Genomic DNA, 26,666 nt, shown 5'->3' with positions numbered 1-26,666 from the left:
AAAGTTGACAAGTTTGAGTATTTTTATCTTCAAAAATAAAATATTAATGAACTTATTTTTAACTTTTTCAGGTAGAATTTTTATCGGTTTTAAGTAAGTTAAGAGCGATTAGAAAAAACAGAGTTCTCTTAGGATTGAAACTGTTATTTACTCTCATTTATTAAGATAGTAATGATGAGATAATCTAATTAAATTAGGTGTACAATGGAAAACAATTGAGTTTCTTTACATCTATTTAAAAGTTAAGTGGGTAAAAATAACAAAAATAGGGTTGAATTTACTTCGAGATTTAGGTGGAAATATCTGAAATAATCCCGATCAGAAGTAGAGGCAATAGTTATCAACTATAGTATTGCTTTGGAGAAATGGGCGTTGGTGATTTGAGGTATGATATCATGTCCGGATCACAGCGCGATAGAACTCCGTGACCTTTACGCCACCAAAAAACTTTCTCCTTCTACTCGGGGTTTCTTCTTCTTTCTTCCCTCCTGACTCGGTCCTTTCCCTCCCCTCCTGGGAGGGGTTAGGGGTGGGTTGACTCCTAAAGAATTAAGATGAATATCATACACGCGCTTTACCAACGCCGAGAAATGTTATAAGTTACCTTAGATAAAATTGAATAATTATTAAAAATAATCATAAATATAGCAATCCTATTTAACTTGTAATATTTTCGTGGTAGTGGCGAAAGTCAGGATTCATAATTTTAAAGGTTTTCAGTTCAAATTAGCTATTATAAAAATTGTCACAACCAATGCGCGGATTGCTATAGTATAAATATAATTATCTTAACGAGGTGGCAAATTATGGAATAATATTACCAAAAATTAGTTTAGAGTTTGACTCAAAAAACCTAATATTAATAATACTAGCAATTCTCAAATTAAAAATCCAATTCAATCAAAAATCATTCGTCACTGTGCAACGCCATCTTCACCAATTAATAAAAATGGTTATAGTTATATTAAATCATAGTTAAGCAAAATCTTATAATACTTCAAATTACTAAAAAATCCTTCTAAACTAAAAATCTGTTTTGTAATTATTGAAACTCACTACAAAGATTACAATTACAATATAATTGCTATATAAAATTACGGCGTTGCTGAATAAATGTATGATTTCATAGGAGTCAGGAGGAATGAGTCATTAGTTATAAAGAAGTTTTTCGGAGACTAAATAGGAGGAAATAGCTATAATTTGCACTATTATTTTGGCTGAAAATTTACCCAAAGTTGAATTTCATACCTCAAATCAGCAACGCCAAAATTACTTATAATTTGAATGAATATTTAAAAATCAGCAATAAAATAATTACGGCAAAAATTAATCAAAAAATTATGTCCTTAACAGAACAAGTCCTCTCGCAAATTCCGGGAACTCCTCTACAAGGTCTGCGGAAAGCTGACCAGGTTTGGCAAAACCTTCGAGAAGACAATATCTCTATTCCTACTACTGTCAGAAAAGAAACTCAATTATTAAACACTTTAGACTGGGATGTAGTAATTTGTGGTGGAACTCTGGGTATACTTATTGGAGCAACCTTAGCAAAAAAAGGTTGGCGGGTAGCTCTGTTAGAACGAGGTATCCTCAAAGGTAGAAAACAAGAATGGAATATATCCCGCAAAGAACTAGAAACATTTATAGAATTAGACCTTCTCTCCTCAGAAGAATTAGAAACAGCGATCGCCACTGAATATAACCCTGCCCGAATTAGCTTTCCAGAGAGCAAGGACATTTGGATAAAAGATGTCCTAAATATTGGTGTAGATCCAGTTTACCTCCTAGAAACTCTCAAACAGCGTTTCCTTGAAGCAGGTGGTCAACTATTTGAAAATACAGCTTACGAAGCAGTAACCATTCATCCAGATGGGATAAATATCCAGGTTAGTAATGGCCAATCATTCAAAGCTCGACTGCTCCTAGATGCAATGGGGCATTTTTCTCCTATTGTGAAACAAGCACGCCAAGGCAAAAAACCTGATGCGGTCTGTTTAGTAGTTGGTACCTGTGCCACTGGATACCCGAAAAACGATACAGGAGACATTTTTGCCTCATTCACTCCTATACAAAACCAATGTCAATACTTTTGGGAAGCATTTCCTGCTAGAGATGGACGAACTACTTATCTATTTACCTATTTAGATGCTCATCCAGATAGAATTTCCCTAGAATCATTCTTTGAAGAATATCTCCGCCTATTACCTGAATATCAAAAAGTGGAGCTTAGTCAACTTACATTCCAACGTGCCCTGTTTGGTTTTTTTCCTTGTTATCGTCAAAGTCCTCTTCAAACTCCTTGGAATCGTATTTTGCCAGTGGGAGATAGTAGCGGGAGTCAGTCTCCTCTTAGTTTTGGCGGTTTTGGAGCTATGGTACGTCACTTGAAACGTCTAACCGGGGGTATTGATGAAGCTCTCCAAACTGACAATCTTTCTTCAAATGCTTTAGCACTTTTGCAACCTTATCAGCCCAGTATATCAGTCACTTGGTTGTTTCAACGTTCTATGAGTGTAGGGGTAGACCAAAAAGTTGAACCAAATCAAATTAATCAACTATTGGCAGGTGTATTTCAGGTAATGGATAGATTAGGGGAATTTGTACTTATACCTTTTCTGCAAGATGTCGTGCAGTTTCCTGCTTTAGCACAAACTTTATTTATGACTTCTTTAAAGCAACCAGGTTTAGTCATTAAAATTATTCCTCAAGTTGGCATCGGAAATTTATTAGATTGGATGAGACATTATTTTAATTTGGGAATTTTTAGTTTATTATATCCTATAGGAGATAAGATGGGGCTTCTGGTGACAAAAATTCCTCTGGCGCAATATTATTATTATCGTCGTTGGATTGAACAATGGCGGTATGGTTCTGGTGGAGATTATAGCTGAAGTCAGAAGTTAGAGGTTAGAAGTTACTGAATAATTAATAATTAATAATTAATAATTAATAATTAATAGACATCTCCAAAAATCAAAAATAAAATCAATTATCATACAGAACTTGTCAGTTCTTTCCTCCTCTATACCTATTCCCTCTTTTCTGGAGATGTCTAATAATTAGGGTTTGCGGAAAAAGTCTTATGGGTAAGGGTAGGAGACAGGAGACAGGAGAAATGGGAATGAGCGAGGAAGTAGGAGTAAGAATTTTCCCTTGATTTTTCTGCCCAACTCTGGCCTAAAATGCTAATTTTTTGAACCATTACGACCTAAAAGCTTGGACTTTTTCTAACTAAAAAATGCTAAAACTTTTATCTGTCAATGCTTTTAGATTTAATCAGCAAGGCCTAATTAAATAATTCAGGTTTAAACAGGAATTTCTCACCGTTTGCTCAGTTGACTAGCCTAAGTTAAGGATGTTGATTCTGCAATCCCAAAATCCTTTTGAGAAAAAGTTAAATGAAACGTCGATATTTTGTCCTGTCTTTAGTTAGTTTCGGGTTGGTCATAGGGTGTGCTTCCCTACAAACAAAAGATTTCCCTCAGTCATCAGTGGAACTATCCACCGATCCTGTGTCGCCTGCTATTGCCGTATCGTCCAACAAGGCTGATGAATCTCAAGTTGCCAATGTCACAGAGCCGATTTTTGCGGAAAACGGAGTTGCCATTCGAGGTGCTGACCCAGTTGCGTATTTTCAAGTAGGTAAACCTGTCCAAGGAAATAAACAATTTACTCACAATTGGATGGGAGTCAACTGGTTGTTTTCCAGTGCCAAAAATCGCGACTTGTTTGCAGCAAGCCCAGAAAAATATGCTCCCCAGTATGGAGGTTTCTGTGCTTTTGCTGTTGCCAATGGATACACAGCTCCTATCGTTCCAGAAGCCTGGAGCATTGTCGGAGGGAGGCTATATCTCAATTTTAGTTTAGGGGTTCGCGATCGCTGGGAACGCGATATTCCAGGCAATATTGCCCGCGCCAATGAAAACTGGCCTGCTGCGGCTGCCAACTTTCGGGGGTGAGGGGTGAAGCTCTAGTGTCGTTACACGGAAGTTAAAAAAAGTCATACCTTTAAAAGCGAGTGCTAATTGGCGAGGTTTCCTACGGCGCTTTTAAAGTGCGGAAATAGTTCCGCACACAGCCTCTCCAGAATGTAATACGTACTCAAGACAGTCAGTCATTTTTGATTTATAATTGTTTTAGGATTTTGTAACTGGTCAGTTATTTCTGCCATCCTTCTCTAGCATTTTACCTAAATAACACGGGAGCATGAAAGCCATCGTCTTTTAAGCGATAGATGAAAGGCGAGGAGTCGGATTTTAATCTTCGGTATTTTATTTTACTGAAAAGCGACATTGAAGCTCCCGGTGTTTGAATCGGGACATGAAAACAAGGGAATCGTTGAGACTAGACAACTAAAGTTTTCCTCCGTTACTATGATCAACAATAACTTTTCGGTCCGCCCGTTTCCAATGTACTCTTGTCAGCAAGTTTTAGTTGCTCAAAATTCTGAATTAATTGCTATCTTAACATTCTTATGTGAACAGTCTCACAAGCTAACTAACATGGGAATATATTATAGCCGGCAATTATTTTTTAAGTCTCACAAAACTCTAGGTAAATATGACTTGGAAAAGGTCTACAAAAAGAACAATCACTATAAAGTCTTACATTCTCAAGCAGCACAACAAATATTGAGAACTGTAGCTGAATCATTTCGTTCTTATTATTGTCTAATAAAAGCCTATAGTGAAGGAAAAGTATCAGACAGAGCAAGGATTCCTAACTATAGAACCCCTGATCGTATCTTTTCTGGAAATACAAAAGTTTCAGGAAAGCCGTTTTAAGGAGTCTAAAAACTATAAGAGTTCAGGAAACCGAAAAATTGTGAAAAATGACTGCCAGAATCATAAAACCCAGATGGGTATTGGACTTGTAATTTGTTAAATAGATCCCAAATGGCTTCTATAGAAAAAAAGGGGGAATGGCTACAGTTAGTTACCCTAAGCAAGCATTAAAACTTAAAGATAATCAAATTAGAATACCACTAGGGAATACCTGTAACCGCTGGTTTGGAATAGATTGTTTTTATATTCCTATGCCGAGTAATCTCAATTTTGCTTCTCTTAAAGAACTGAGAATATTACCGAGAAACAAATGTTTTTCTTGGGAATTTGTCTATGAAAAAGAAATAGTAGTTAAACCTCTATTAAATCAAGAAAATGTATTAGGAATTGACCATGGTGTAAATAATTGGTTGACCTGTGTATCGAATGTGGGTACAAGCTTAATTATAGATGGTAAACACCCACCCCTATCCCCTCCCGGGAGGGGAACTAAAGGGGTGGGTTTGTACAACAAAAAGATATCAACTATTAAAGAAAATAAACCGACTGGATTTTGGTCAAATAAACTAGCTGCCATTACAGAAAAGCGTAACCGCCAAATGCGTGACGGTATAAATAAAGCAGCCAGAATAGTCATTAATCATTGCGCACGAAAATTCTATTGGTACAATTGTTTTTGGTTGGAATAAAGGTCAGAAAAATCAAATAGAATTAGGAAAGAAAAGTCATTCAGAATTTGTACCAATTCCCACAGCTAGACTCAAAGAAAGAATAGCTCAGTTGTGTGATGAATATGGAATAATACTGATAGAAACTGAAGAAAGTTATACTTGTAGGGGCGAATGGCATTCGCCCCTTCATTTTTAGATGGTGACTATCTGCCTATTTATGGTGAGAAACCCAATGATTGGAAACCGTCAGGGAAAAGAATAAAGCGTGGTTTGTATAGAAGTAGTAATAATTGGTTAATTAATGCAGACTGTAACGGGGCTGCAAATATAATCACAAAAGTAAGCCGCAAAGCTGTAGGGGCGAACGGCCGTTTGCTTCGCATAACTATCGTTAACGCCCCTACTTAAGCCGACTGTGTAGGGGCACTTTGACTTGTCCCCAGAGAATATATCTTTGGTCAGCTAAGAAAAAACGAAGCAACACGGATTTAGCCTGTTGCGTATTATCTGCTTAGAATCCCCGCGACTTTAGTCTGGGGAGTAGTCAAAAAGAGCATTATTTGGAGTATTTATACATCTTTATTGAAATAGTATAATTTTTCTTAAAACCTGCCCAGACAGAGATATTTAAACATCAAAATAATAGTCTAATACCAATTTGATAAATGTTTGCTACAAATAGCTAGGATATTTATTAGAATTTCCGTTTGTCATGCTCCGCAAACATAATCCAGAATTCAGGAGTCAGAATGAATGGATTTAATACCAGTTTTCAGGTCGTAAATTATCTTTTTTGTCAAAGATAAATTTCCTACAAAATCTTTTTATTACACTTATTATTTGTAACATTCTTTTTTCAAATTGGTATAAGAATATTATATATTTGTCGTAACCAAAATACAAAAAGCAAAATGAATGACTTGCAAAAATTAAATTTTGAACTTTCTTCACTTATCTCCGAAAAAACACGAATAGAAAATTAGATATGGCATAAAGAAGCAAGCAAAGATACAGTATGGATTAATGAAAATTCTTATGAAAAAAATCAGAATATAGATCGAGAAATAAATCTTATGAAAGGAGGACTTAATCAGGTTGAGCGAGAAATTGACAGATGTAAAAAACTGATTAAAGAAGCTGAACTTAAAGAAGAAGAAAGGCGAGAACAAAAAAGGCAAGAGCAAAAGCTAGAACAAGCAAAAAGACGAGAACAAGAAACAGTAAATATATTAAATAAAAGAGCAGAAGATAGAAAAATAACCTCAAAAAATCTGACTATAGGCGAAATTTGGGAAAGAATAACGTTAACGATGACTTGGCAAGTAAAAGCTTTTTTCATCCTTTTATTTGTTTATATTCTAACAGGGTTTATTTATGCATTTATGCAATCTCCTGACATCGTAGCTACATTTCCCAGTATTATTATAAGTCTTTCAGAAAATTTGTTCTTTATTTCATTGTTCGTTTTCGTACTATACCTATTTTATTTTTTCTTCTACTCGGCAATAAATCTAATAAAAGCAGTTGTAGCAACAGTGGTTTTGTGTGGAATATCTTTTTGGGTGTCAATTACATTATTAGTACCACTAGATTCAATAAATTCTTCAGTTCTTAATTTCTTGGGGAATAACCCTCAAATATTTTCTCAAAGGATTATAACTGGAATAGTTTTTGTTAGCGTAACAAGATTTTTTTATATTCTAGGGAAAAATAAAAACACAAGAAATAGCAGATTTTTTTGGGCTATAGTTACACATATACCTATGATTTTGATAATGTGTTGCTTTACGGGTATTTACAGCTCTTTTTATCAAGAAGAAAGTTCTGCTGATGTTCTTTCTATGCTTCACATGGCAATATTTATCTATTATTTTCACATCAACACGATAACTTTTGTCATGTGTTACTTAGATAACTATTCTATTTTTGATATTCCAGAGGATATTTTACGTTTTTATACGATAATTGGAGGTTCTTATGGTACTGGAGTTGCAATGTCAAATATAAATTACAAAAAATATGACGACGCATTCAAACGAACTTACATAATAATTGTCGTCATACAACTGTTATTTCTGATAATGTTTTATCTTATATAATTTATAATTGGTCTGCTTCTTAAAAATTTCATATTTAATAAAGTCAAGAACAAATATGGATTTAATATTACAGGGTGCTTTATATCAGTTAATATACAACTGTGACAGGCAAGATGCCTGTGCTATAAATACATTACTTGTTAATTAAAATCTCAACAACTTTATTTAACTCCACAGAATGAGAAGCCTTAAAAAGAACCCGATCGCCTGGTTGTAAAAACTCCTGCAAATGTGTTGCTAATTTCTGATGAACATCGTTAGAACTAATATTTTCTACCTCTATAAACTGCAAACCAGCAGCACCAATAGCCATTGCCTGTGCTTCTTCAAAATCTGCCAAAATAAATAAACCATCAATATTCAAATCTCGCACAACATTACCAACTTGTTGATGAAACAAAACTGATTTATCTCCTAACTCTTTCATAGTTCCTAACACAGCAACATGACGTTTTCCCGGAGTTTCAACTAACAAATTTAGAGCAGCAATCATCGACTCTAATCCAGCATTATAAGTTTCATCTAAAATTAGAATATCATTATCTAAATTGTATCTTTTTGCCCTACCTTCTGGCAATTGAACCGATAAATTATTAATCAAAGGTTGGAAGAGATTTTTAGTAGAAATACTTTGACCATGAATTACCTTAAATACAGCCAATGCTGCCAAATAATTAGAAGCATTATGAAGTCCTGGCAAAGGTAAAGGTAAATCCACACCTGCAACATTTATAGTTTGAGAATCAATTAATTTTCCTTGTAAATCACCTCCTTGTAAACCATAAGTAAAAGTTTCTCCTGACCAAAACTTAGCAGCAGTTTCCATTAAGCGTCGGTTATCATAATTCAAAATAGCAATACTATTAGAAGACATTTCTGCAAGTAATTCACACTTAGATTCAGCGATCGCTTCAACAGAACCCAAACGACCAATATGAGCAGTACCAACATTAGTAATTAAGCCAATTGTCGGATTGGCAATATGTGTTAATTCTGCTATTTCCCCTGGTCCTCGCATTGCCATTTCCACCACAGCATAATGATCATCAGAGGAAAGTCTTAGTAGAGTTTTAGGCACACCTATTTCATTATTATAGTTAGCTTCAGTTTTCAGAACTTGACCCTGAGTAGCCAAGACTTTAGCAATTAATTCCTTAGTAGTAGTTTTACCCACTGAACCTGTGACCGCAATTACAGGAATGGCAAACCTATCTCGCCACCAACGAGCAATTTTTTGGTAAGCTTCTAAAGTATTTTCTACTTGTAATATAGGTACGCTATTTGACTGTTGTGTAGCTCTATTATTTAAGGTATATTCTTCCTCAACAATGACGCAAGAAGCACCTTTTTCCATTGCCTGCTTCACAAATTTATGGCCATCAAACTTTTCACCTCGTAATGCCACAAATCCTTCACCAGATTGTAAGTTACGAGTGTCTGTATTAATGCCTGTAATTAATATTTTTTCCGGAATCTGAAAATTTGTAACTGTTGTAGCAGTCAAGATTTCAGTTAATTGAGATAAGGTAATCTGACAGACCATAACTATTGGCAGTCCTACTCAAATATGTGTAATAATTATATTAGAGTATTTATTATTTTTGAAGTCAATTTATTTTTTGGGAGCTAACTGAACAATCAGGAAAAAATAAAAAGTATAAATAATTCTCAAGGGAAAAAATTTTTTTTAAGTTTGGTAAATTTTGTCATAATTTAGAGCTGATATCAGACAAAATAACCAAAACTTTGTCTAGCAAGGATTAAGAAAATTTAGACTATCTTATGTAGATGACAATCAGTAACGAAAAATTTGTATAGAGTTGGAAGTAGCTGCTACCGATAAATCAGTATAATCAAAATTGACCCATGAAGGAGAGTTTTTAATAAAGCAAAATCTTTACTGAAACTTCACACAAATTCAGTAAATTTTGAAGATAATTAAAATTATGAGTATTAATCAACTGTAGAGTACCGATGTTAGATATACAATAATTTAAGGGGTTTTAATACTGAGTTATATATAAAAATGATACCTAGTATAGTAAAGTAAATATCAACCTAAAATTTGGAATTAAATATAAAGTTTTATACAAACTTTATAGATGCTAATTAATCGTCTGACTAGCCCTGGAAGATAAAAATCTTAAAGTAGGTAGGAGGTATATAAAATGAAAAATCTTATGGACGAATATAACAAATACAAATCTCAAGATGAACAAGATATCTATAACCATTTTATCCAATTGATAGACCTAGAGTCTTCAACAGAAGTAATTGAAAGATTTAGAATATTATTTATTAATGGTTCTGGATATCCGGACAGAGAAATATCTCAAGCACTAGACAGAATTACAGCATTGCCAGAAATTGAAGAAGATTTTAATTTTATCTTAAATCGCTGCTGTCATATAGTTATTAACAGAAAACAACCTTACAACTATAAAAAGGATGTTTTAGTAGAATTAATGAAGCTTTTTGATCAAGTCGAAAATCAACAAACGCGTCGCCACTACTATGGTTCTCGTAATAGTAAAAAATTATTAGAACTGGTTAAGGCATTTACAAGAAGCGAGCAATTTCTATCCTTAAAACGCTTAACAGAATTAATTAACCAAGAAACAGTAAATTGTAGAAACACTAATAGTGCTCTAGCTCAACCTTTAAGAACTCTAATTCCACGCTATCCTTACCTATACCAACATTGTTTAGTTACCCCAGACAGCAGTTATGAACATCAACAAGTTATCAGAAAAATTCAACGACAGAAACAGAGAAAATTTGAAATAGACTTATCCAAATATGTAACTCATAAAATTAGACAGAGAGTAGTAACCAATGCCTCTGAAAGAGGAACTTCCCTTTCAAACTTGACAGCATCTAGTTGGCAAGGCATCAACAATATTCAAAATCCTACTCTTTTGAGCGATCGGGAAGTATTATCAGCAATTAAACAATTTGTAGGTAAAATAGAAAATGGTAATAACTATCGAGATAATGCAAAAAGTTTTCTAACCCATGTTAGACAACCTCAATCCTATGGTTCTTTTAAAGAAACCTTCTATGAATACTTAAGTACATCTTTTGATGTAGATTCCAAATCTATTAAGCATCAGTTTCAAGATAAACTATATAAGCAGCTAAAAAATACTATGTCTCACAGTAATGACAAACAGTTTAATGACTTTTTGCTGATGAGAACTTGTAATCAAATGTTAGGATTTCTAATTGTAGAAAGCACCCAAAAACCACAACACTTTCTATTTCTCAATCTAATGGCTAACCTGGGTCCAATAACAACAATTGGCCTCCTACTGAAAATCGTTTTGGTCTGCTATAGAGTAAAACCATACTTAGAAAAACGATTTTCTATACTATTTAACCATTACGAATCACATACTAGAGAAACAGTTATGTGGTTAGTGAAAGCTCTAGAAAATATGCACGTTGCCTTAAGTACTAACTTTGGTAGGGTTGATTTATCTTTCATTCGTTAGAAGATTTTAAATAAGCAATCAGCAATCAGTAGTCAGCAGTCAGCAGTAAATGTTTAGAAAGAGATTTCAATTCCTCCACGCACCTTCCGATTTATAGAAACCATTTCAACCGGGGGGGTACTAAAAACTGTTAAAGCTTCCGAAATTATAGGATAAGTGAGGTTAATATCAGGAATAATATTCTGATGTTAAAACAAAGCTCAGAGTAAAGTTTTCCAATATCATTGATCTGGTGGACTTATACTTGATGTACATATATAAAATAAATCAAAAATATATTAAACATTAAAAGATTAAATATGTTGCTTAATTAGCGATCGTATTATAAATAATAAATAATAAGATAATCCCTTAGCTTGTAGCTGTGGGTAGCTAAATACTAATACTAAGCATAGGTTCAGTAAAGACGAAAAGAAGAAGTAATGACCCAAGTGTTACTAGGTGAAAACGAAGGTATAGAGTCGGCCCTCCGGCGATTCAAGCGTCAGGTTTCGAGAGCAGGTATCCTTGCAGATGTAAAACAACGTCGGTACTTTGACAATTCTCAGGAAAAACGAAAGAGAAAGGCGGTAGCAGCACGACGTCAAAAACGATTTTATTAAAGCAAAAAATTTACTTTATAGGCTAATTATAGTTTAGATAATTTAGTATAGAAGTTTTGTAGCTATCGTAAAAGTTATTAAAACTCTAATTGTCCTAGAGCGCGAATATTATAGAAGTGTTGAAAGAAATTTTATAGAGCTTTAGCAAGTATTTTACTATGTTAGTAATATCTAAATAAATTACCATAAATTTAGACTAAATTAGACTCTAGCAGTTTTCACAAATGTAGATTACAGTAAAAGTTATAGATATGCCGAAAGTTTAATAAGTTGCAGAAATAGTTATATTTTATAGTGAATGAAAGCAACTATATATATTAAGTAATAGCTAGGATGTTTCTCAATTTTTCTTGAACATTGAAATAGCGGTCAGCTATCAGCTTCTCAAAGTGTATAATGGGGGATTAAAACCACCATAAAAGCGCACCATGGGCTTTTTCAAATAAGCAAGCGTGGGGGACTTAAACCCTTGGGTTTTTAGCGCTCTAGCTAAATGCTGGCAAGTGGAGCATGACTTAAGGAAAAGCTAATAGCTTGTTAAATAAAGTTACTCTTTATGAAGAGCAACTAAATCACTAGAAATCTCCGAATAAAGATATCGACTTTTTGCCCATAATAGTAGAGAACAGGAAACAGGGAAGATATTTCTAGGTAAACGGTACGGAAAATAATTTTGTGAGTAACTTATACTTCTCTTGACTTATGCTAAATAAAGGGCAAATTTATTTCCTGGAGATATCTACTAAATGTTGAGCCTTAGCGATCGCTTTTATCCTACCGCTAAAACAATTTATAATTCAAAACGTAAGACGGAAAATAAGACTTATAATACAAAAATGCAGAATAAATATTCATAGATTATCTGAGTAGTCAATCCCAATTAATTGGCTATTTATAGGTAGAAAAAGTTATTTTTATTGAAGTTATTCTACAAAACTAGAATAGGGCATTAGTTATTAAATGAAAACCATCCAAACATGAATCTAGATCAAGAACTAGACAATACAATACTAAGCTTTGCAGATATTCAAGCAGAACTTAACATTCGCAACGCTAAAGATGTTTTAAAAGAAATCGTAGATAACATAGATTTAACTCCTGAAGAAAGAACAGGATTAGACTCAGAAATTTCTGGTTTAGAATCAATGTTAGAAAAACTAGAAAAAGCTTCTATACATATTGCCGTATTCGGTATGGTAGGAAGAGGTAAATCTTCAGTTCTCAATGCTTTGTTAGGTGAAAAAGTATTTGAAACAGGTCCAATTCACGGTGTTACTAAAATTACAGAAATCAAGCAATGGGAATTAGGGACAGAGAACTTAGAAGAAACAGAATCCTCATCTGAGACCTCTCTAGTTTCTTATAGAATATCCCAAATTGAACTTATTGATACTCCCGGTATTGATGAAGTAGATGGAGAAACTCGGGAATTGATGGCCCGACAGGTGGCAAAACAGGCAGACTTACTTTTGTTTATTGTGGCAGGAGATATTACCCAAGTAGAATATGAAGCTCTTTCCCAATTACGAGATGCTGGTAAACCAATTTTGTTGGTATTTAATAAAATAGACCAGTATCCAGAAGCAGATAGATTAGCTATATACAATAAAATTCGAGATGAGCGAGTCCGTGAGCTACTATCTCCCAACGAAATAGTCATGGCAGCAGCTTACCCACTTGTAGCTAAGGCATTACGACAACCCGACGGTAATATTGTGGTCAAGATGGAACGAGGAGAACCCCAGATCGAAGATTTAAAGCTAAAAATATTAGAAATTTTAGACCAAGAAGGTAAATCTCTGGTAGCTCTCAATAGTATGCTCTACGCTGATAATGTCAACGAGCAATTGGTACGCCGGAAAATAGAAATTCGCGAACAAAGTGCTAATCAAGTAATCTGGAAAGCTGTAATGGCCAAAGCAATGGCGATCGCTCTTAATCCTATAACTGTGGTAGATATTCTCAGTGGAGCTGTAATTGACATAGCTATGATATTGACTTTATCAAAGTTGTATGGAATTCAAATGAGCCAAAGTGGAGCAATAGATTTACTGCAAAAGATAGCTATTAGTATGGGTGGCATTACAGCTAGTGAATTACTGGCAAATCTAGGATTAAGTTCTGTGAAAGGATTATTGGGTTTAGCAGCACCTGCTACTGCTGGGTTGTCTTTAGCGCCTTATTTATCTGTAGCAGTGACTCAAGCAGCAGTGGCCGGTTTATCATCTTATGGAATTGGACAAGTAACCAAAACTTATCTTGCTAATGGTGCATCTTGGGGAGAAGAAGGTCCAAAAGCTGTAGTGAGTCATATTTTAGAATCTCTGGATGAAACTTCAATTATGGGTCGAATTAAGGAAGAGTTAATTAATAAGTTGAAAATCAAAGATTTCAGTCAAAATCAATAACAGCAAAGTTAATAGAGATTAATTAATCAAAAAATCTGATTGATTGGTAGTAAGATAATTTATCAATTCAGAAGATTAAGATTAGTAATTTTCAGTAAATTCATAGTAGATGATTGATTAAGAGCTGATTTATAAAGTAAATATTTAAGAGGCTGAATTTCTTACAGGGCAAAGGTTTTGCCGATTATTGGCCAGCAAACCAGAAATTCCTGAGACCTAGATAGCATAAGAGTTTTCCTGCGGAATGCTGCGCAAACAGCTCAGTTTATAAATCAGCTCTAACAGGAACTATGATTCTATTTGTTATTCCAATTTATTGTGAGTTTCTGTACAAGGAATGTCCTCAAAAAGATATTAAAGTCGTGAATAAAAACACCAAATAGAAATACATCTTTAATCAGATGCTAATCAGATGCTGTTAAATTAATATACGGCTTTGCAGATACTTCAGGATAATTTCCTACCTAAATTGAATTAGACACATCTTAATACCAGAAAATACCAAGTAATTAGAGGAAAAGAATCTGATGCCTAATTAGGGCTTGCTGATTAAATCTCAAAGCTTTTATAGATAAAGGTTTTAGCATTTTTAGTTCTTGAAAAAATACCTTGTTTTTAGCTCCAATCGCTCAAAAAGGAAGAACCTATCCCACTATTTTTAACAAACTTATTTCTTTAAGTAAAATGTGTTTAAAAAGCTTAATTTTTGGTTTTTAACTCTCAAAATATTTAGGGTTTTTAGCAAAAATATTATTAGTGGGATAGGTTCAACGCATTTTGGGCATTTCGAGGAGAAGAACAATCTTGGGAAGATTCTTCCTCCTACCTCTTCTATAATTCCCATTCCTCCTGAATTCAGCAATCGGTGAATTCACCGATTCTCCCCTGACAAAAAGACTTTTGAGCGCAAACCCTAATTAAGAAATACCAATTTGATAAATGTTTGCTACATTTTCGCATTGCGGGGGAGTAGGGGAGTAAGGGAGTAGTGGAGAGGTAAAAATAAGAATAATTAACAATAACTGGCTAATAATTCTCAAAAAAAATATTCAGTCTGTGTTAATTACTTAATAATTGAAGTGTCACTTAAATACAGCATTCTTTTTTAAAATTGGTAAAACATAAATAAAATAAAGTAATTTTACCAAAAAGCTCGCACTTTTTCAAGGCGTAAAAATACTAAAGTCTTTATCTGTCAGTGCTTTAATAGTTAATCAGCCAGCCTTATTCTAGATATTTTCTAGCTACTTAAAGGCTAAGGTTTTTTCTTTGATTTTCTCGAACACTTTTTCTGAGAAGATTTTTGATCTTTTTCTTTCCTTTTTCTTTTAAACTTTTGCCTCTGCTCGATAACTTCCGGAGGCGGACCATAATCTCCTCTTGAAAAATAAATTTGTTCTACTTGATGTTGTGGCTCAACTTCAATCCACAGACGGGCACCGCCTGCCTGATTTCTGTTAGGCTGATGTGGCTGATAGACTATTTGGCAAGGTCCGTTAATTTTTAGGGCGTGGCAATAATTTTTTTTTTCTCCCACTTTTACAGCAATTGCGGGATGAGAAGTTTTATTATCTCGGTTATAGTCAATAGTTTTTCGTAGAACATGGATAAAGGTATTGCCTGTACGTTCAGCCTTATTCCAAGTTCCTTCAGGACCTCGACGACCAGGTGTAATTTCTGGCACTCCTCTACTATTAAGAGGAATCATCCACAATCTTTTGACTTTGTAGGCTCCTAAAACTCTGTTTTGTTGGAGTAGTATCCGCAGCCTACCTGTAGATATATTGAGTAAAAATGCTGCTTCTGTTGTACGAACTTCTGTACTCATAAAAACTAGATCGTTTTAGTAATAGACTAAGAAATAACTTGTGAGTAAGTGAACTGAAACGCACCTCGATATTATTATATCATGAGAAATCCGATTACTATAGGCCACATATCTTATTTAAGAAAAGCTTGATATATATATAGTTATAGATTGTCTGACTTGTTTGTGGTCTAGCTAAACTGGATTTAGTATGATTACTGTTTTAAGGATTAAACCTATCTATAAAAATAAAGATTTTTCACAAATGAAAATAATAATTATTTATTGAAATTACTTTTTTTTTGCAGTTTGTTACAAAATATGGATAGGATTTTCTGAAAATTCACCGTATTTTCTCTAATTACTAAATGAATAACTTTTGCTTATAATGTAATCGAATAATTCTAAGTAAAAATCATTTTATTCTAGAGTAATTTTGACTATGAAAAAGTTATTAGCAACATCTTTCTTAGCACTCGGAACAATTATATTGGGCTGCAACACTGCTTATTGCGCAAACTTGTAAATCAGTTATTTATTCAGCAAAACAACGTATTTCTAACATACAAAGTAAGATTATTATAGACCCTTGGAGTTCACGACATGGTCTTATCTTATAATCAAATGACTGAATTAGCAGATGCTTTGAAATATGCTAGAACTATTTATTTATATCCTCAATGTCACGAAGCAATAAAGCGGACATATCTTCAAGAAGCAATTGATAGTGGAGAAAGAGTTCTAAATGCTCGTCCAACTTACCAACCAACTACTCCTCCTGAAATCTATGTGGTGCCTGGGAGATAAATTCTTTTGCCATAAGAATGCGTCATGCTTACAGATGGGAAAGTAGGAGAAGTAAAGAGTCTGCGGAACAAATTCTACAAGGTTATCAGTTGTCTATGAATTTTTGGGATGATTGATTAAATATTTTTGTGACTTTGTAGATATAGTTCAACTTTAAACTTAGGGAGAACGGGTTATAGAATTGTTGAACTTCCCATTCTCCCAAATCAAGAATTGTGGTAGAACTTTTAATGAATATTAATTCTTATTTTTGAACTGCTCTAACCATTCTTGAATCTTAGAAGAAGCAATATCTCTTCCTCCCAAACCAAAAGCTAAAGCAATAGCTACTGCCATTGCTCCCATGAAAAGTCCAAAAGCTAGATTCACAATACTCGGAGCAATTCCCATTTGTTGCAAGGCCATAGCCGAGACTAATACAATAATCCCAATTCGAGCTAACTGGCCCAAAAGTCGAGCTTGAGCATTACCAGAACTGCTGATTAAATTATAAGCAAGGTTAGCCAAGTACAGACCTATAGCCAATACAACTAAACCATAAAGAACCCGACCTGCAATATAAATTACAACATTGACAATTAAGGTCAGAGCCTCCAATTCCATAATCTGGGTAGCTGAAACTGTGGCAAAAAGGATAATGCCCACAAAAGCTACAATACCAGCAATTTCAGAAGGAGTCCGTGCAGTAGATTTAGCCCCAGGAGTACCAGGTTCACCCTGAATTACAGTAGCATTTGGGTCAGAAGCTGGTCGTGTAGATGGCGGGGTTGAACTCAAACCAAGCCAATTGAACAGGTTATTGAAACCAATGCTAGTCAGAAGACTGGTAACTAAATCGTTAACAAATCTACCAACAAAATAAGCAACTACCAAAATCACAGCAGCAGCAAAGATTTTCGGGATAAACGTCAGAATATCATTGAGCATCGCCACTGCTGGAGTAGTAATGGCCTCAATATCCAGAGCGCTTAGAGCAGCGATCGCTACAGGAATCAAAATCAATACATAAACTACTGTGCCAATAATTGAAGAAAGATTTTGACTGCCAGTGGTTTGACTCATACCAAACCTACTACCCATTTGGTCTACACCTGTAGCAGCCAGAAGATTAGTAACAACTTTCTTAACTACAGTAGCAAGTAACCAACCTACTCCAGCTAGAATAACAGCCTTGAGGATTCTGGGAAGAGATTGCAAGATTTGGTCAACCATGTTCTGAACAGGTTGTAGCGCAATCTGTAGTTGTAAAGCTTCCAGGATTACAGGCAAGAATAGCAAGAAAATCAACCAATAGATAGCATTAGCAATAGTATCGCTAATTTCGACTTGATTTTCTGTTTGTCCATCACTAACTTGCTGGTTGAGACGGTCATCTAAACCAAATGTCTTCAGTCCTCTGCTAACTGCTAATTTAGCTATAGTTGCCACTAACCAGGCAATACCTAGCCAAATTAGGGCCGCCGCCACATTAGGTAAGAAGCTAGTTATTTCGGTCAGGAAGGCATTGAGAGGTTCAGAAACTGCCGTGAGGTTGAGCTTATCGAAGAAAGCTATCAGAACAAAGATCATGATGATCCAGAAAATCAAAGAGGAGATCCATTTCTCCACGGGTAGGTTCTGAGCTTGTTCCGGACTACCTGTTACCCAACCAGCAATTTTGTTATCGATATTTGTCTTTTTGAATATTTTTCCAACTATGCCGGAAATAATCGAAGCCACTATCCAGCCAATTGCTAGAATTGCAATTGCTCCAATTGTGTCCCAAATTCTGATTTGATTTATATTTTGGGACAATTGATTTAAGGGATTTGCTTCAGTTTGTGCCAAAATATTTGAGGCTAACATTAAATTAGCCTGAATTGGCTCACTGATTGATTGTGTAATAATTTGCCAAGTGCCATTCATGGTTTTCTTGGGTTAATGTGACCTTTAAATTAGCAACCTAATGAGATTACCAATATATGCCTTATAGCTTGAAGGTAACTATGTCATTTAGTCAAGTTTTTGAGCAATCTATTTTAATTCGTGCCAGTGCCACTATCGTAGAGGATTGTATTACGAATAACATTCTCATGCACAAGTGGTTAAATCCAATGTTACGTTGTGAACCTGTGGGCAAATGGGATACTTTTGTGGGAAGTCGTAGTAGATTTATCATAAATATTCCTTTTATACATCCCTCTCTAGATAGTGTTGTGGCAGAACGAGAACCTGGTTTAATTGTCTGGGAATTTAAGGGCTTTTTTCGAGGTCGCGATCGCTGGGAATGTCAACCAGAAGCTGAAGGTACTTGTTTATTAAATCGTTTTGAATTTGAGATACCTAATCCTGTAATTAAATTCGGTTTTAATAAGTTTGCTGCTTCATGGACAAAGGCAGATATGGAAGCTCAACTACGACGTTTGAAGAGAGTAGCAGAAGAACAATACTATAAATAGGGTTTGCTGAATAAGTCTTTTGGTCAAGGGAGTCCTCAGCAGTCAGGAGAAATAATTATAGAAAAGATAGTAGGAAGAATCGTCCCTTGATTTTTCTGCCCAACTCTTGACTAAATTCCTAAATTTTTGAACCATTACCACCTAAAACCTCGCACTTTTACTTTTTTCTACTTAAAAAGGCTAAAACCCATATCAGTCAATGTTTTAAGATTTAATCAGCAAGCCCTAAATAAATAGATAATTTAGGTGCAGTTACTTCTTATTTTTCATCTGCACCTGAATCATTTATTCAAGCAGTTAAAATAAAAAAAACCGCCTTAAGTTACTTATCTTTAGTGTTTCAAAACTGGAAACTTTCTACAAGAAAAGGAAGAATAAAAGTCAAGTCCTTATTTTCAATTTTCTCTTAATTGCCTGGGCAGATATTGGGTTTCATTCCTTAAATTTTCTGACAAAAAATTGGTTTTCAACAATTAATAATTAGGGTTTGCGTATGGAAAGTCTTTTTGCTGGGGTAGGAGACAGGAGACAACCCACCCGCGGGCCCCTCCGGTGGAGGAGAGAAATGGGAATGAGCGAGGAGGTAGGAGTTAAGAATTGTCTCTTAATTTTTCTGTCATAATCATCCCAAAATACTAGCTTTATGCAGCTCTTGCCACCGAAAAGTTGGTACTTTTTTCAACTCTAAAACGCTAAAACCAATATCAGTCAATACTTTTAGAATTAATCAGCAAGCCCTCATTAATTATTATAACAGTCACCATTGCTGTATTTGACGTATCAAAAGCTGAAAATTCAGACAACACCAAATTTTTCATTCTGCCTTCTTACTTCTTACTTCTTACTTCTTACTTCTTACTTCTTACTTCTTACTTCTTACTTCTTACTTTTTACTTCTTACTTTTTACTTCTTCCTTCTTCCTTCCATGGAGACTACTCACAGAATAATTTTTGTACCTGTGGCTGGGCTTTGAGAAAATCTAGTCCTCTTTTCGCCAAATCAATAGTCTCTACAAAAAATGTTTCAATACCTTTAGCATCAATCACAATTTTATCTGTCCATTTAAACTCTTGCACCATTTCTAAAAATGATATTTCTCCATCACTAATCATTCGATTAACTGTATCAATAATATCGTTAGTTACTTGAGATACATTACTATCTGGAGCAAAATAACGACTAAATTCTTCCACACCAAGTTTGCCATAACGCGATTCTAATAATGTATTGACAAAGTCAGCTTCAACCTCTAATTTGTAATTTAAAATTTCCCGAACTGTATCAATATTTTCCTGAGTAGCATTTGCAGTTAAAAATAGTGACTTTAATTGCTCAGACTGTTCTCCTGTCTCAGCAAAAGTTACTAGATCGGCAATAGCTATAGGTATATTCAAACCGTCATAGGTAATTTTAATTTCATCTATAGCATCTGCTGGTTGAGCGGTAAAAATTAAAACACTACTAATAATTGCCAAAAATCCTGCAAAAAAAAGGTAGAAAAATTTTGATATTCCTTGCCTAAAATCACCAAACTTTTTGGATTTATTGTTCGACTCCCCTGAATTAAAAATATTTTTCATTCTGCTATTCCTCAAAAATTAATAACTACATTTATTCAATGTATTTTTACTCTTGTATATAAGGTCTGAAATATGAGAAATGGGGTTCCCCAAATATTTCATATTCAGTTATAAATCTTGACTCATACTAGCCAGTAATTGTCTAATTATCTCTGCATCTTCTGCTTGAGGAAGATTTACTAGATAACTCTCTAAATCTTGACGAGCTTCTGCCCAAAAGTTTAACTGGTAATATAATACGCCTCGGTCTCGCTTTTCTACAATTGCATCTGGAAATAATAATAAAATCCGGTCGATAGCTGCAATAGCTTTTAACCCCTCATTTCGGTTCAAATAAATTCCTTTCAGATTTGTCAACATTCGTGCTAAAAATTGTTTTTTACTTACCTTTGCCAGAAACTGAGGTTGTAGCTCTACCCCTCGACCATAAATAGTGGCCAATCTTTCTTGACAATCTTGAGGAAAAAGAATTTCACCTCGATTAAAAGCATCTACATATATACCAGCTTCTTCAAAATCAGGTCGAATTAAAAAATGTCCTGGCATTCCAATACCAACCATCGGAAAGTTAATTCTATTAGCAATTTCTAGATAAACTAGGGATAAAGTAATTGGAATACCAGTACGTCTTTCTATTACTTGATTCAGAAAACTATTCTGTGGATCGTAATAGTCAATTGTATTTCCAGCAAAACCTAAATCATCATAGAGATAGTTATTAATAGTTTTAATAATTTGTAGAGGGTAAAGTGTTTCTGGTAGTTTTTCTCGGACTTCATCTGCCATGGTATCTAGAGCATTCAGATATTCATCGGGGTCAAATTCTGGTTCATATTCTAAAGCTAAATAAAGAGCAGCTTTAGCTAAATCTATTTTTTCATCAGGTTGATTAATTTCTGAATAAAATAACTGTCGATATTGGGAATAATTCATATTAGACCTAATTATAATTAAAATTATTTTTGACTTGGAAATGTAGGTTATAATTTTATCCTACATCATCTATAGGACGACCTAATTATGAAATCGTCACTTGATATAAACTTACCTGAAGAATTAGAACCTTACCATGAAGCGATCGCTAATAGCATTAAACCTTATTTAAAAATTGATATTCAACCTAATTCTACGCAATGGTGGCAAAGTAAATTTGGAGGACTTACCTATTTACCTCGAACAATTGATTATCCAACTAATAAAAAGGGTGAATATTTAAAATTGTTAGCCCAACTTAACTTTTCAAAAATACCTCAGTTAGAGAATTTTCCCGCTCAAGGAATTTTACAATTTTATATTGATGCTCACGATATATATGGTTTAGATTATAGCGATCAAACTAATCAAGATGGCTTCAGAATTATATATTTTGATCAAATTGTCGAAGACGTTAATAATTTAGTAACAGATTTTGATTTTTTAGAAGAGTATCAGGAAACTACTTTTGGTAGTCCTGTAGAGGGTGAGTTTAGCTTAAGTTTTATCCATTCTTATGCACCCATAAATATATTGGATGGAGCTTTCGGTCGGCATTTTCCTAATTTTAATCGTGATTTCCTAGATATTTACGACGAATGGTATTGTCAGTGTTTGTTGATTGATGAAAGTGTGCATCAGGTAGGAGGTAATCCTTCTTTTATTCAAGGATATCTTCGTTATTGCTATCCTGAACATGAGGATTATATTTTGTTATTACAAATTAATTCAGATTATGATGATGAAATACATAATATCTGTTGGGGAGATGTAGGAATTGGTAATTTTTTCATTAAACCGTCTCAATTAAAAGTGTTAGATTTTTCTCAAGTTCTTTATAATTGGGGTTGTCATTAAAAACGAATAAAAAAGAAGGAATAAGGAAAAATAAATAAAGAAAATAGATAAATCTATAGACAGTTAAATATTTTTTTGTGGCAGTTCTGTAAATTACAACTTCTTGCTTTGGATTTGGAAACCAAACCCCTACGAAAAATATTAAAACTTCCTTCTTCCTTTGATTTTGGAAACCAAAATTCTACAAAAAAATATTACAAATTTCTGATTTATTCTGCGCTATTGCGGTGGGTTGGGAAACCAAACCCCTAGGATAAAATGTTCCTTATTTCTTTCCTTTTTCCTTCTTCCTTAATTCGACGAAAAAAATATTACAAATTTCTGGTTTATTCTGCGTTATTGCGGTGTGTTGGGAAGGTAAAGCCCTAGGATAAAATGTTCCTTATTTCTTTCCTTTTTCCTTCTTCCTTAATTCTACAAAAAAATATTACAAATTTCTGATTTATTTTGCGCTATTGCGGTGTGTTGGGAAGGTAAAGCCCTAGGATAAAATGTTCCTTATTTCTTTCCTTCTTCCTTCTTCCCTCTTCCTTCTTCCTTCAAATTCCATGACTTTTTCCAATTACCCAATGTCGCCGAAAGAAACGAGCTAAAGCTGATTCTTCTAAAGATAAATAAATTGGTCTGCCATGAGGACAAGTACGAGGGTTACGAGTAAGTCGCCATTGATTTAATAAACTTTGCATTTCTGGCAAGCTTAAAGGAGTTCCATTTCTAATAGCACTACGACAAGAAGTAGCTACTTTAGCAGATTCTAAATCACCACCATTACTCAATTCAATTAAAGCTTCAGCACAGTCATTTCTTTTAGCTAAAATTGCTGGAGCAGTACGAGCTGCCCAAAGAAAATCTCCAAAAATTTCTACTTCTATATTTAAGCGTTGAAGTTGTTCTATTTGACCAGAAGATAAATTATGCAAAATAATTGGTGGCTCTAAAGAAACTATTTCCCAAGCATCACATAAATTTTCATATAAAACTCTTTCATGGGCAATATGTTGCTCAATCAACCAAATGCCACTCGGATGTTCAGCCACTATATAAGTATTATGTAATTGAGCGATCGCCTTAAGTTCTATCAATCCGAATTCTTGATTTTTTTCTGCTGTATTATCTGGAGAAATTTGTATCGACCGACGAGTTTGATAATTCCCTGTATTTTCAGATACTTTTAATATTTTTTCCACCCTTTCTGACAAAGGAAATTCTGGCATTACTTCCATACTAAATTGTAATGCCTTAGCAATTACTAGCTCGATTTGTTGTTGCCAAAAACTGAGATTATGAAGATAAACTTCTGTTTTTGCCGGATGACGATTCCAATTTATTTGATGAGGAAAAATTTGGAAATGAATAAAACATATAGGATAGCGATCGCGAGGGCAAGTCCGCGCCAAAGAACTAATAATTTTTTGTTCTAATTCTGGTACTTTTACCACTCTTCCATTAATAGCAACTTTCACCCAATCTGGTCGTCTCCGATGACATCTATCAGGCAAACCCAATACTAATTCTAATGATTGTCTATCCAAAAATTGAGAATCTTGATATTGGGAAAAATTTGATGTTTTGAGATTTAATTCTTCTGCTTCTTGCTCATCAATTTCTTGTTGAATATATTGCAAATCACTCAATCTTACTGTTGATAAAATTTGAGGTAAAATTTGTTTTGCCGTAGCACCAGGACTAATTTGTATCCATAATTTACTACCCTGCCAAACTTGCCAAGTAACATCAGGATAACAAAGCGCTATTTGCTGAATAACTAATTGTATACCTCGCATTTGTTGTGCGGGAGAAGGCATTCCTTGACGACGTACCGGCCATTTTCCAAACAGATTAGAAACTTTAACAATAGTACCTGGAGCAATGGCAACTCTTTCAACTTCAACAGCCTTTCCTTGCTCGTTATAAACAACACGCCAACCTTCATTTTCATTCTCTAAAAGAGGCGACTTAGGACGACTTAATATTTCCAAAGTTGAGAGATTAGCTAAACTATGAAGTGCCTCTCCACGAAATCCCAGACTGGTAATTTTTGTTAGGTCTTGAAGATTAGTAATTTTGCTCGTACTATGAGGATTAGCCGCTTGTTTTAAATTAGCTAAATTCATACCCATACCATTGTCAGAAATTTGCACTCGCCACTGTTCAGAAATAATAGAAATTATGATGCGAGTTGCACCAGCATCAAGAGAATTTTCTACTAATTCTCGTACTACTGCTGCTAAAGAATCAATAACTTCTCCAGCGGCAATTAAATTGACAACTTCTTTAGGTAAGGTTTGAATTTTAGATTGCATTTGCAGACACAGATTTGGCCACGGATGTACGGATTAGTCCATTCACGAAGGAAGAAGGAAGAAGGAAAAAGAATACACGTTTAAAAATGTGGGATTGAAAACAAGAACGCAGTATTCCAAGACACGTAGTGCGATGTAATACATAATTTGTTTTAAGTGGGCTTTATACCAACAACTAAAGTTTTTAATTATACTCATACCAACTTCTATCTTCCTCCTAACTTCTTCCTTCTTTGTAAGAAAAATAGTCATAATGTCAGCCCGCGATTATTATCATAATACTGTCAAATGCAGACACAGATTTGGTCACGGATGTACGGATTAGTCCAGTAAGGAAAATAGTCATAATGTCAGCCCGCGATTATTATCATAATACTGTCAAATGCAGACACAGATTTGGTCACGGATGTACAGATTAGTCCAGTAAGGAAAATAGTCATAATTCCAGTCTGCGATTAGGTATACCTCATCAGCAAATTGTACTTGCTTTCAAAACAATTGAGTGACGTAAAATTACTGATTTTGCTGTTTATTAATAGATATCTTCAGAAAACAAAAAATAGGTAGAAGTAATTGATAACTTATAGATAATAATTGATATTATTTTTTACTTTTGAAAAGGTCAATCTAAAGGAGGATGCCAACCAAAAGCTACCCAACGTTTTCTAACAGCAACTATAACTGGATTATTAGTTCTTAAAGCTATAATTGTGGCTCTACCAACAGCGGTTATACCTTCCATTTTTGTCCCATAATAACTCCATTGAAAATGGTGCAACCATTCCTGTTGACGTGGATTGAATAAAAATACTTTTTCTCCAGTCAAAGGATCGATAACTTCAATTATATTACCTTTGAATTCATTGCAGCTTTGACAAGCTAAACAAACATTTTCAAAGCTTGTTTTCCCACCTTTTGAAATGGGGTAAATGTGGTCGTATGTCATACGAATGCCACTATTTATTTCGCTGGTTAAGCAATAACAACAAGAGTGGCGATCGCTTTCTGATATCCTAACTCTTAGACTTTCGGAAATGTAAGAAGACATAATTCTTGATTGTTCATAGATTAATTGAGATGACAGTTTCTAAATCTAACGAGAATGCACTTTATATCCCCGCCAGTGAAGTAACGCTGCTGCCTGTGCTTTTCTCAACATAAATAAATCTGCTTCCCACCGCATCTTGCTTAACTCTAATTGTTCCTTTTCTGTTAATTCTCTACTAGAATTAGCCTCAAGTAAACTATTGTATTGTTTCATCTCTGCTGCTGTTTTTTTGCTGCTGGTAATACGCCACAAACTATCATCATCCAGTCTATCTAATCCAGCAATATCCACTTGGAATTCCTCTGGAATATCATCATAACCAGGAGGAATTCCTACCTTTAAAGTATGAATTACTATATCTTCAAGGGAGCATTTCATTCCTCTGGCAGTGTTCGCCAAACGTTGATAAATTTCTTCTGGAATTTCTAAAGTAACTGTTTGTTTTTGCATTTTTATTGTTTGAATAGGATGAATTCAATAATTAATAATTAAGTAAGCATTCAGCCGTCAGCTATTAGCCATCAGCTATTAATTTTAGGGAAGGTAAAAGCAACCTTTGAAATTGAGAAAGAATAAAAAGTTGCTGACAACGTCCCCTGGCTAAACCCTAGAAGTAATTATTTATTACTAATTGCTGTTAACGTAGTTCCTCCGGAGGAGGCTAGCTGACTGCTAATAGCTGTTTGCGCAGCATTCCGCAGGAAATACTTACATAATTAATTATTACCTCTTCTTAAAAACGGATAGGATTTAAACCTTAATTATTTGGTAAGGGTAGGAGTCAAAATGAATGG

20 protein-coding genes are annotated in these 26,666 nt (G+C 34.4%); 12 read left to right on the top strand and 8 right to left on the bottom strand.

Annotation, left to right across the window (positions count from 1 at the left end):
* Nucleotides 1-1,340: 1,340 nt before the first annotated feature.
* From F6K15_RS28540 to F6K15_RS28515, 6 genes are all read left to right on the top strand, one after another.
* Nucleotides 1,341-2,891: an NAD(P)/FAD-dependent oxidoreductase gene (locus F6K15_RS28540; protein WP_293067632.1), complete on the top strand. Its 1,551-nt coding sequence runs from the start codon at nt 1,341-1,343 to the stop codon at nt 2,889-2,891.
* Nucleotides 2,892-3,398: 507 nt separating this feature from the next.
* Nucleotides 3,399-3,959: a YHS domain-containing (seleno)protein gene (locus F6K15_RS28535; protein WP_293067629.1), complete on the top strand. Its 561-nt coding sequence runs from the start codon at nt 3,399-3,401 to the stop codon at nt 3,957-3,959.
* A gap of 450 nt (nt 3,960-4,409) precedes the next feature.
* On the top strand, nt 4,410-4,784 hold the full coding sequence (locus F6K15_RS28530; protein WP_293067626.1) for a hypothetical protein: 375 nt from the start codon (nt 4,410-4,412) through the stop codon (nt 4,782-4,784).
* A gap of 137 nt (nt 4,785-4,921) precedes the next feature.
* Nucleotides 4,922-5,473 (top strand): hypothetical protein, encoded by a 552-nt coding sequence (locus F6K15_RS28525; protein ID WP_293067623.1) that lies wholly within the window; start codon nt 4,922-4,924, stop codon nt 5,471-5,473.
* Between the two features lie 153 nt (nt 5,474-5,626).
* Complete coding sequence (locus F6K15_RS28520; protein ID WP_293067620.1) at nt 5,627-5,863, top strand: hypothetical protein; 237 nt, start codon at nt 5,627-5,629, stop codon at nt 5,861-5,863.
* Between the two features lie 665 nt (nt 5,864-6,528).
* Nucleotides 6,529-7,554, top strand: a complete 1,026-nt coding sequence (locus F6K15_RS28515) for a hypothetical protein (protein ID WP_293067617.1) — start codon at nt 6,529-6,531, stop codon at nt 7,552-7,554.
* A 133-nt stretch (nt 7,555-7,687) separates the two neighbouring features.
* Here F6K15_RS28515 and murF read toward each other — a convergent pair whose 3' ends face one another.
* Nucleotides 7,688-9,097 (bottom strand): UDP-N-acetylmuramoyl-tripeptide--D-alanyl-D-alanine ligase, encoded by a 1,410-nt coding sequence (gene murF / locus F6K15_RS28510; protein WP_293067614.1) that lies wholly within the window; start codon nt 9,095-9,097, stop codon nt 7,688-7,690.
* A gap of 625 nt (nt 9,098-9,722) precedes the next feature.
* On the opposite strand from murF, the gene F6K15_RS28505 reads away from it, so the two are divergent.
* The 3 genes from F6K15_RS28505 (at nt 9,723) to F6K15_RS28495 (ending at nt 14,058) form a co-directional block, all read left to right on the top strand.
* Complete coding sequence (locus F6K15_RS28505; protein WP_293067612.1) at nt 9,723-11,048, top strand: hypothetical protein; 1,326 nt, start codon at nt 9,723-9,725, stop codon at nt 11,046-11,048.
* A 422-nt stretch (nt 11,049-11,470) separates the two neighbouring features.
* Entirely contained in the window at nt 11,471-11,650 is a 180-nt protein-coding gene (gene rpsU / locus F6K15_RS28500; protein WP_293067609.1) for a 30S ribosomal protein S21, read from the top strand.
* 977 nt (nt 11,651-12,627) lie between these two features.
* Nucleotides 12,628-14,058: a GTP-binding protein gene (locus F6K15_RS28495; RefSeq protein WP_293067606.1), complete on the top strand. Its 1,431-nt coding sequence runs from the start codon at nt 12,628-12,630 to the stop codon at nt 14,056-14,058.
* A 1,255-nt stretch (nt 14,059-15,313) separates the two neighbouring features.
* Here F6K15_RS28495 and F6K15_RS28490 read toward each other — a convergent pair.
* The gene (locus F6K15_RS28490; protein ID WP_293067603.1) at nt 15,314-15,886 is read right to left on the bottom strand and encodes a DNA-binding protein; all 573 of its coding nucleotides are present in this window, start codon (nt 15,884-15,886) and stop codon (nt 15,314-15,316) included.
* A gap of 582 nt (nt 15,887-16,468) precedes the next feature.
* Here F6K15_RS28490 and F6K15_RS28485 point away from each other — a divergent pair.
* Nucleotides 16,469-16,672, top strand: coding sequence for a hypothetical protein (locus F6K15_RS28485; RefSeq protein WP_293067600.1), 204 nt, complete (start codon nt 16,469-16,471; stop codon nt 16,670-16,672).
* Between the two features lie 237 nt (nt 16,673-16,909).
* On the opposite strand, the gene F6K15_RS28480 is transcribed toward F6K15_RS28485, so the two are convergent.
* On the bottom strand, nt 16,910-18,577 hold the full coding sequence (locus tag F6K15_RS28480; RefSeq protein ID WP_293067597.1) for a mechanosensitive ion channel: 1,668 nt from the start codon (nt 18,575-18,577) through the stop codon (nt 16,910-16,912).
* A gap of 80 nt (nt 18,578-18,657) precedes the next feature.
* Between F6K15_RS28480 and F6K15_RS28475 the strand changes: the two genes are divergently transcribed.
* Complete coding sequence (locus tag F6K15_RS28475; RefSeq protein ID WP_293067594.1) at nt 18,658-19,110, top strand: SRPBCC family protein; 453 nt, start codon at nt 18,658-18,660, stop codon at nt 19,108-19,110.
* 933 nt (nt 19,111-20,043) lie between these two features.
* Here the strand turns inward: F6K15_RS28475 and F6K15_RS28470 are convergent.
* Together F6K15_RS28470 and F6K15_RS28465 are read right to left on the bottom strand one after the other, a co-directional pair.
* Nucleotides 20,044-20,691 carry an alpha/beta hydrolase gene (locus F6K15_RS28470; RefSeq protein ID WP_293067591.1) on the bottom strand — a complete coding sequence of 216 codons (648 nt, stop codon included), beginning with the start codon at nt 20,689-20,691 and terminating at the stop codon, nt 20,044-20,046.
* A 108-nt stretch (nt 20,692-20,799) separates the two neighbouring features.
* On the bottom strand, nt 20,800-21,624 hold the full coding sequence (locus tag F6K15_RS28465; protein WP_293067589.1) for a SirB1 family protein: 825 nt from the start codon (nt 21,622-21,624) through the stop codon (nt 20,800-20,802).
* Nucleotides 21,625-21,711: 87 nt separating this feature from the next.
* Here F6K15_RS28465 and F6K15_RS28460 point away from each other — a divergent pair, with 87 nt between their 5' ends.
* On the top strand, nt 21,712-22,521 hold the full coding sequence (locus F6K15_RS28460) for a YwqG family protein (protein ID WP_293067586.1): 810 nt from the start codon (nt 21,712-21,714) through the stop codon (nt 22,519-22,521).
* 539 nt (nt 22,522-23,060) lie between these two features.
* Here the strand turns inward: F6K15_RS28460 and mutL are convergent.
* The 3 genes from mutL to F6K15_RS28445 all read right to left on the bottom strand — a co-directional run bounded on the left by mutL (nt 23,061) and on the right by F6K15_RS28445 (nt 26,322).
* A complete protein-coding gene (mutL, locus tag F6K15_RS28455; protein WP_293067583.1) occupies nt 23,061-24,824 on the bottom strand; it encodes a DNA mismatch repair endonuclease MutL in 1,764 nt (587 codons plus the stop codon).
* Nucleotides 24,825-25,446: 622 nt separating this feature from the next.
* Entirely contained in the window at nt 25,447-25,872 is a 426-nt protein-coding gene (locus F6K15_RS28450) for an HNH endonuclease (RefSeq protein ID WP_293067580.1), read from the bottom strand.
* Nucleotides 25,873-25,917: 45 nt separating this feature from the next.
* Nucleotides 25,918-26,322 carry a hypothetical protein gene (locus F6K15_RS28445; RefSeq protein WP_293067577.1) on the bottom strand — a complete coding sequence of 135 codons (405 nt, stop codon included), beginning with the start codon at nt 26,320-26,322 and terminating at the stop codon, nt 25,918-25,920.
* Nucleotides 26,323-26,666 lie beyond the last annotated feature (344 nt).

Source organism: Okeania sp. SIO2B3 (genome assembly GCF_010672525.1).
GTDB lineage: Bacteria > Cyanobacteriota > Cyanobacteriia > Cyanobacteriales > Microcoleaceae > Okeania.
The sequence above is the reverse complement of the archived record's forward strand: the minus strand, read 5'-3'. Positions and strand labels throughout refer to the sequence as shown.

Excerpts from the sequence above, each read along its gene's own strand:
- rpsU (WP_293067609.1), top strand. The coding sequence starts at position 11,471 with ATGACCCAAGTGTTACTAGGTGAAAACGAAGGTATAGAGTCGGCCCTC.
- F6K15_RS28465 (WP_293067589.1), bottom strand. The coding sequence starts at position 21,624 with ATGAATTATTCCCAATATCGACAGTTATTTTATTCAGAAATTAATCAA.
- F6K15_RS28505 (WP_293067612.1), top strand. The coding sequence starts at position 9,723 with ATGAAAAATCTTATGGACGAATATAACAAATACAAATCTCAAGATGAA.
- F6K15_RS28515 (WP_293067617.1), top strand. The coding sequence starts at position 6,529 with ATGAAAGGAGGACTTAATCAGGTTGAGCGAGAAATTGACAGATGTAAA.
- F6K15_RS28485 (WP_293067600.1), top strand. The coding sequence starts at position 16,469 with ATGGTCTTATCTTATAATCAAATGACTGAATTAGCAGATGCTTTGAAA.
- F6K15_RS28475 (WP_293067594.1), top strand. The coding sequence starts at position 18,658 with ATGTCATTTAGTCAAGTTTTTGAGCAATCTATTTTAATTCGTGCCAGT.
- F6K15_RS28535 (WP_293067629.1), top strand. The coding sequence starts at position 3,399 with ATGAAACGTCGATATTTTGTCCTGTCTTTAGTTAGTTTCGGGTTGGTC.
- F6K15_RS28460 (WP_293067586.1), top strand. The coding sequence starts at position 21,712 with ATGAAATCGTCACTTGATATAAACTTACCTGAAGAATTAGAACCTTAC.
- F6K15_RS28470 (WP_293067591.1), bottom strand. The coding sequence starts at position 20,691 with ATGAAAAATATTTTTAATTCAGGGGAGTCGAACAATAAATCCAAAAAG.
- F6K15_RS28540 (WP_293067632.1), top strand. The coding sequence starts at position 1,341 with ATGTCCTTAACAGAACAAGTCCTCTCGCAAATTCCGGGAACTCCTCTA.
- F6K15_RS28490 (WP_293067603.1), bottom strand. The coding sequence starts at position 15,886 with ATGAGTACAGAAGTTCGTACAACAGAAGCAGCATTTTTACTCAATATA.
- F6K15_RS28520 (WP_293067620.1), top strand. The coding sequence starts at position 5,627 with ATGGCATTCGCCCCTTCATTTTTAGATGGTGACTATCTGCCTATTTAT.
- F6K15_RS28495 (WP_293067606.1), top strand. The coding sequence starts at position 12,628 with ATGAATCTAGATCAAGAACTAGACAATACAATACTAAGCTTTGCAGAT.
- F6K15_RS28530 (WP_293067626.1), top strand. The coding sequence starts at position 4,410 with ATGTACTCTTGTCAGCAAGTTTTAGTTGCTCAAAATTCTGAATTAATT.
- mutL (WP_293067583.1), bottom strand. The coding sequence starts at position 24,824 with ATGCAATCTAAAATTCAAACCTTACCTAAAGAAGTTGTCAATTTAATT.
- murF (WP_293067614.1), bottom strand. The coding sequence starts at position 9,097 with ATGGTCTGTCAGATTACCTTATCTCAATTAACTGAAATCTTGACTGCT.
- F6K15_RS28445 (WP_293067577.1), bottom strand. The coding sequence starts at position 26,322 with ATGCAAAAACAAACAGTTACTTTAGAAATTCCAGAAGAAATTTATCAA.
- F6K15_RS28450 (WP_293067580.1), bottom strand. The coding sequence starts at position 25,872 with ATGTCTTCTTACATTTCCGAAAGTCTAAGAGTTAGGATATCAGAAAGC.
- F6K15_RS28525 (WP_293067623.1), top strand. The coding sequence starts at position 4,922 with ATGGCTACAGTTAGTTACCCTAAGCAAGCATTAAAACTTAAAGATAAT.
- F6K15_RS28480 (WP_293067597.1), bottom strand. The coding sequence starts at position 18,577 with ATGAATGGCACTTGGCAAATTATTACACAATCAATCAGTGAGCCAATT.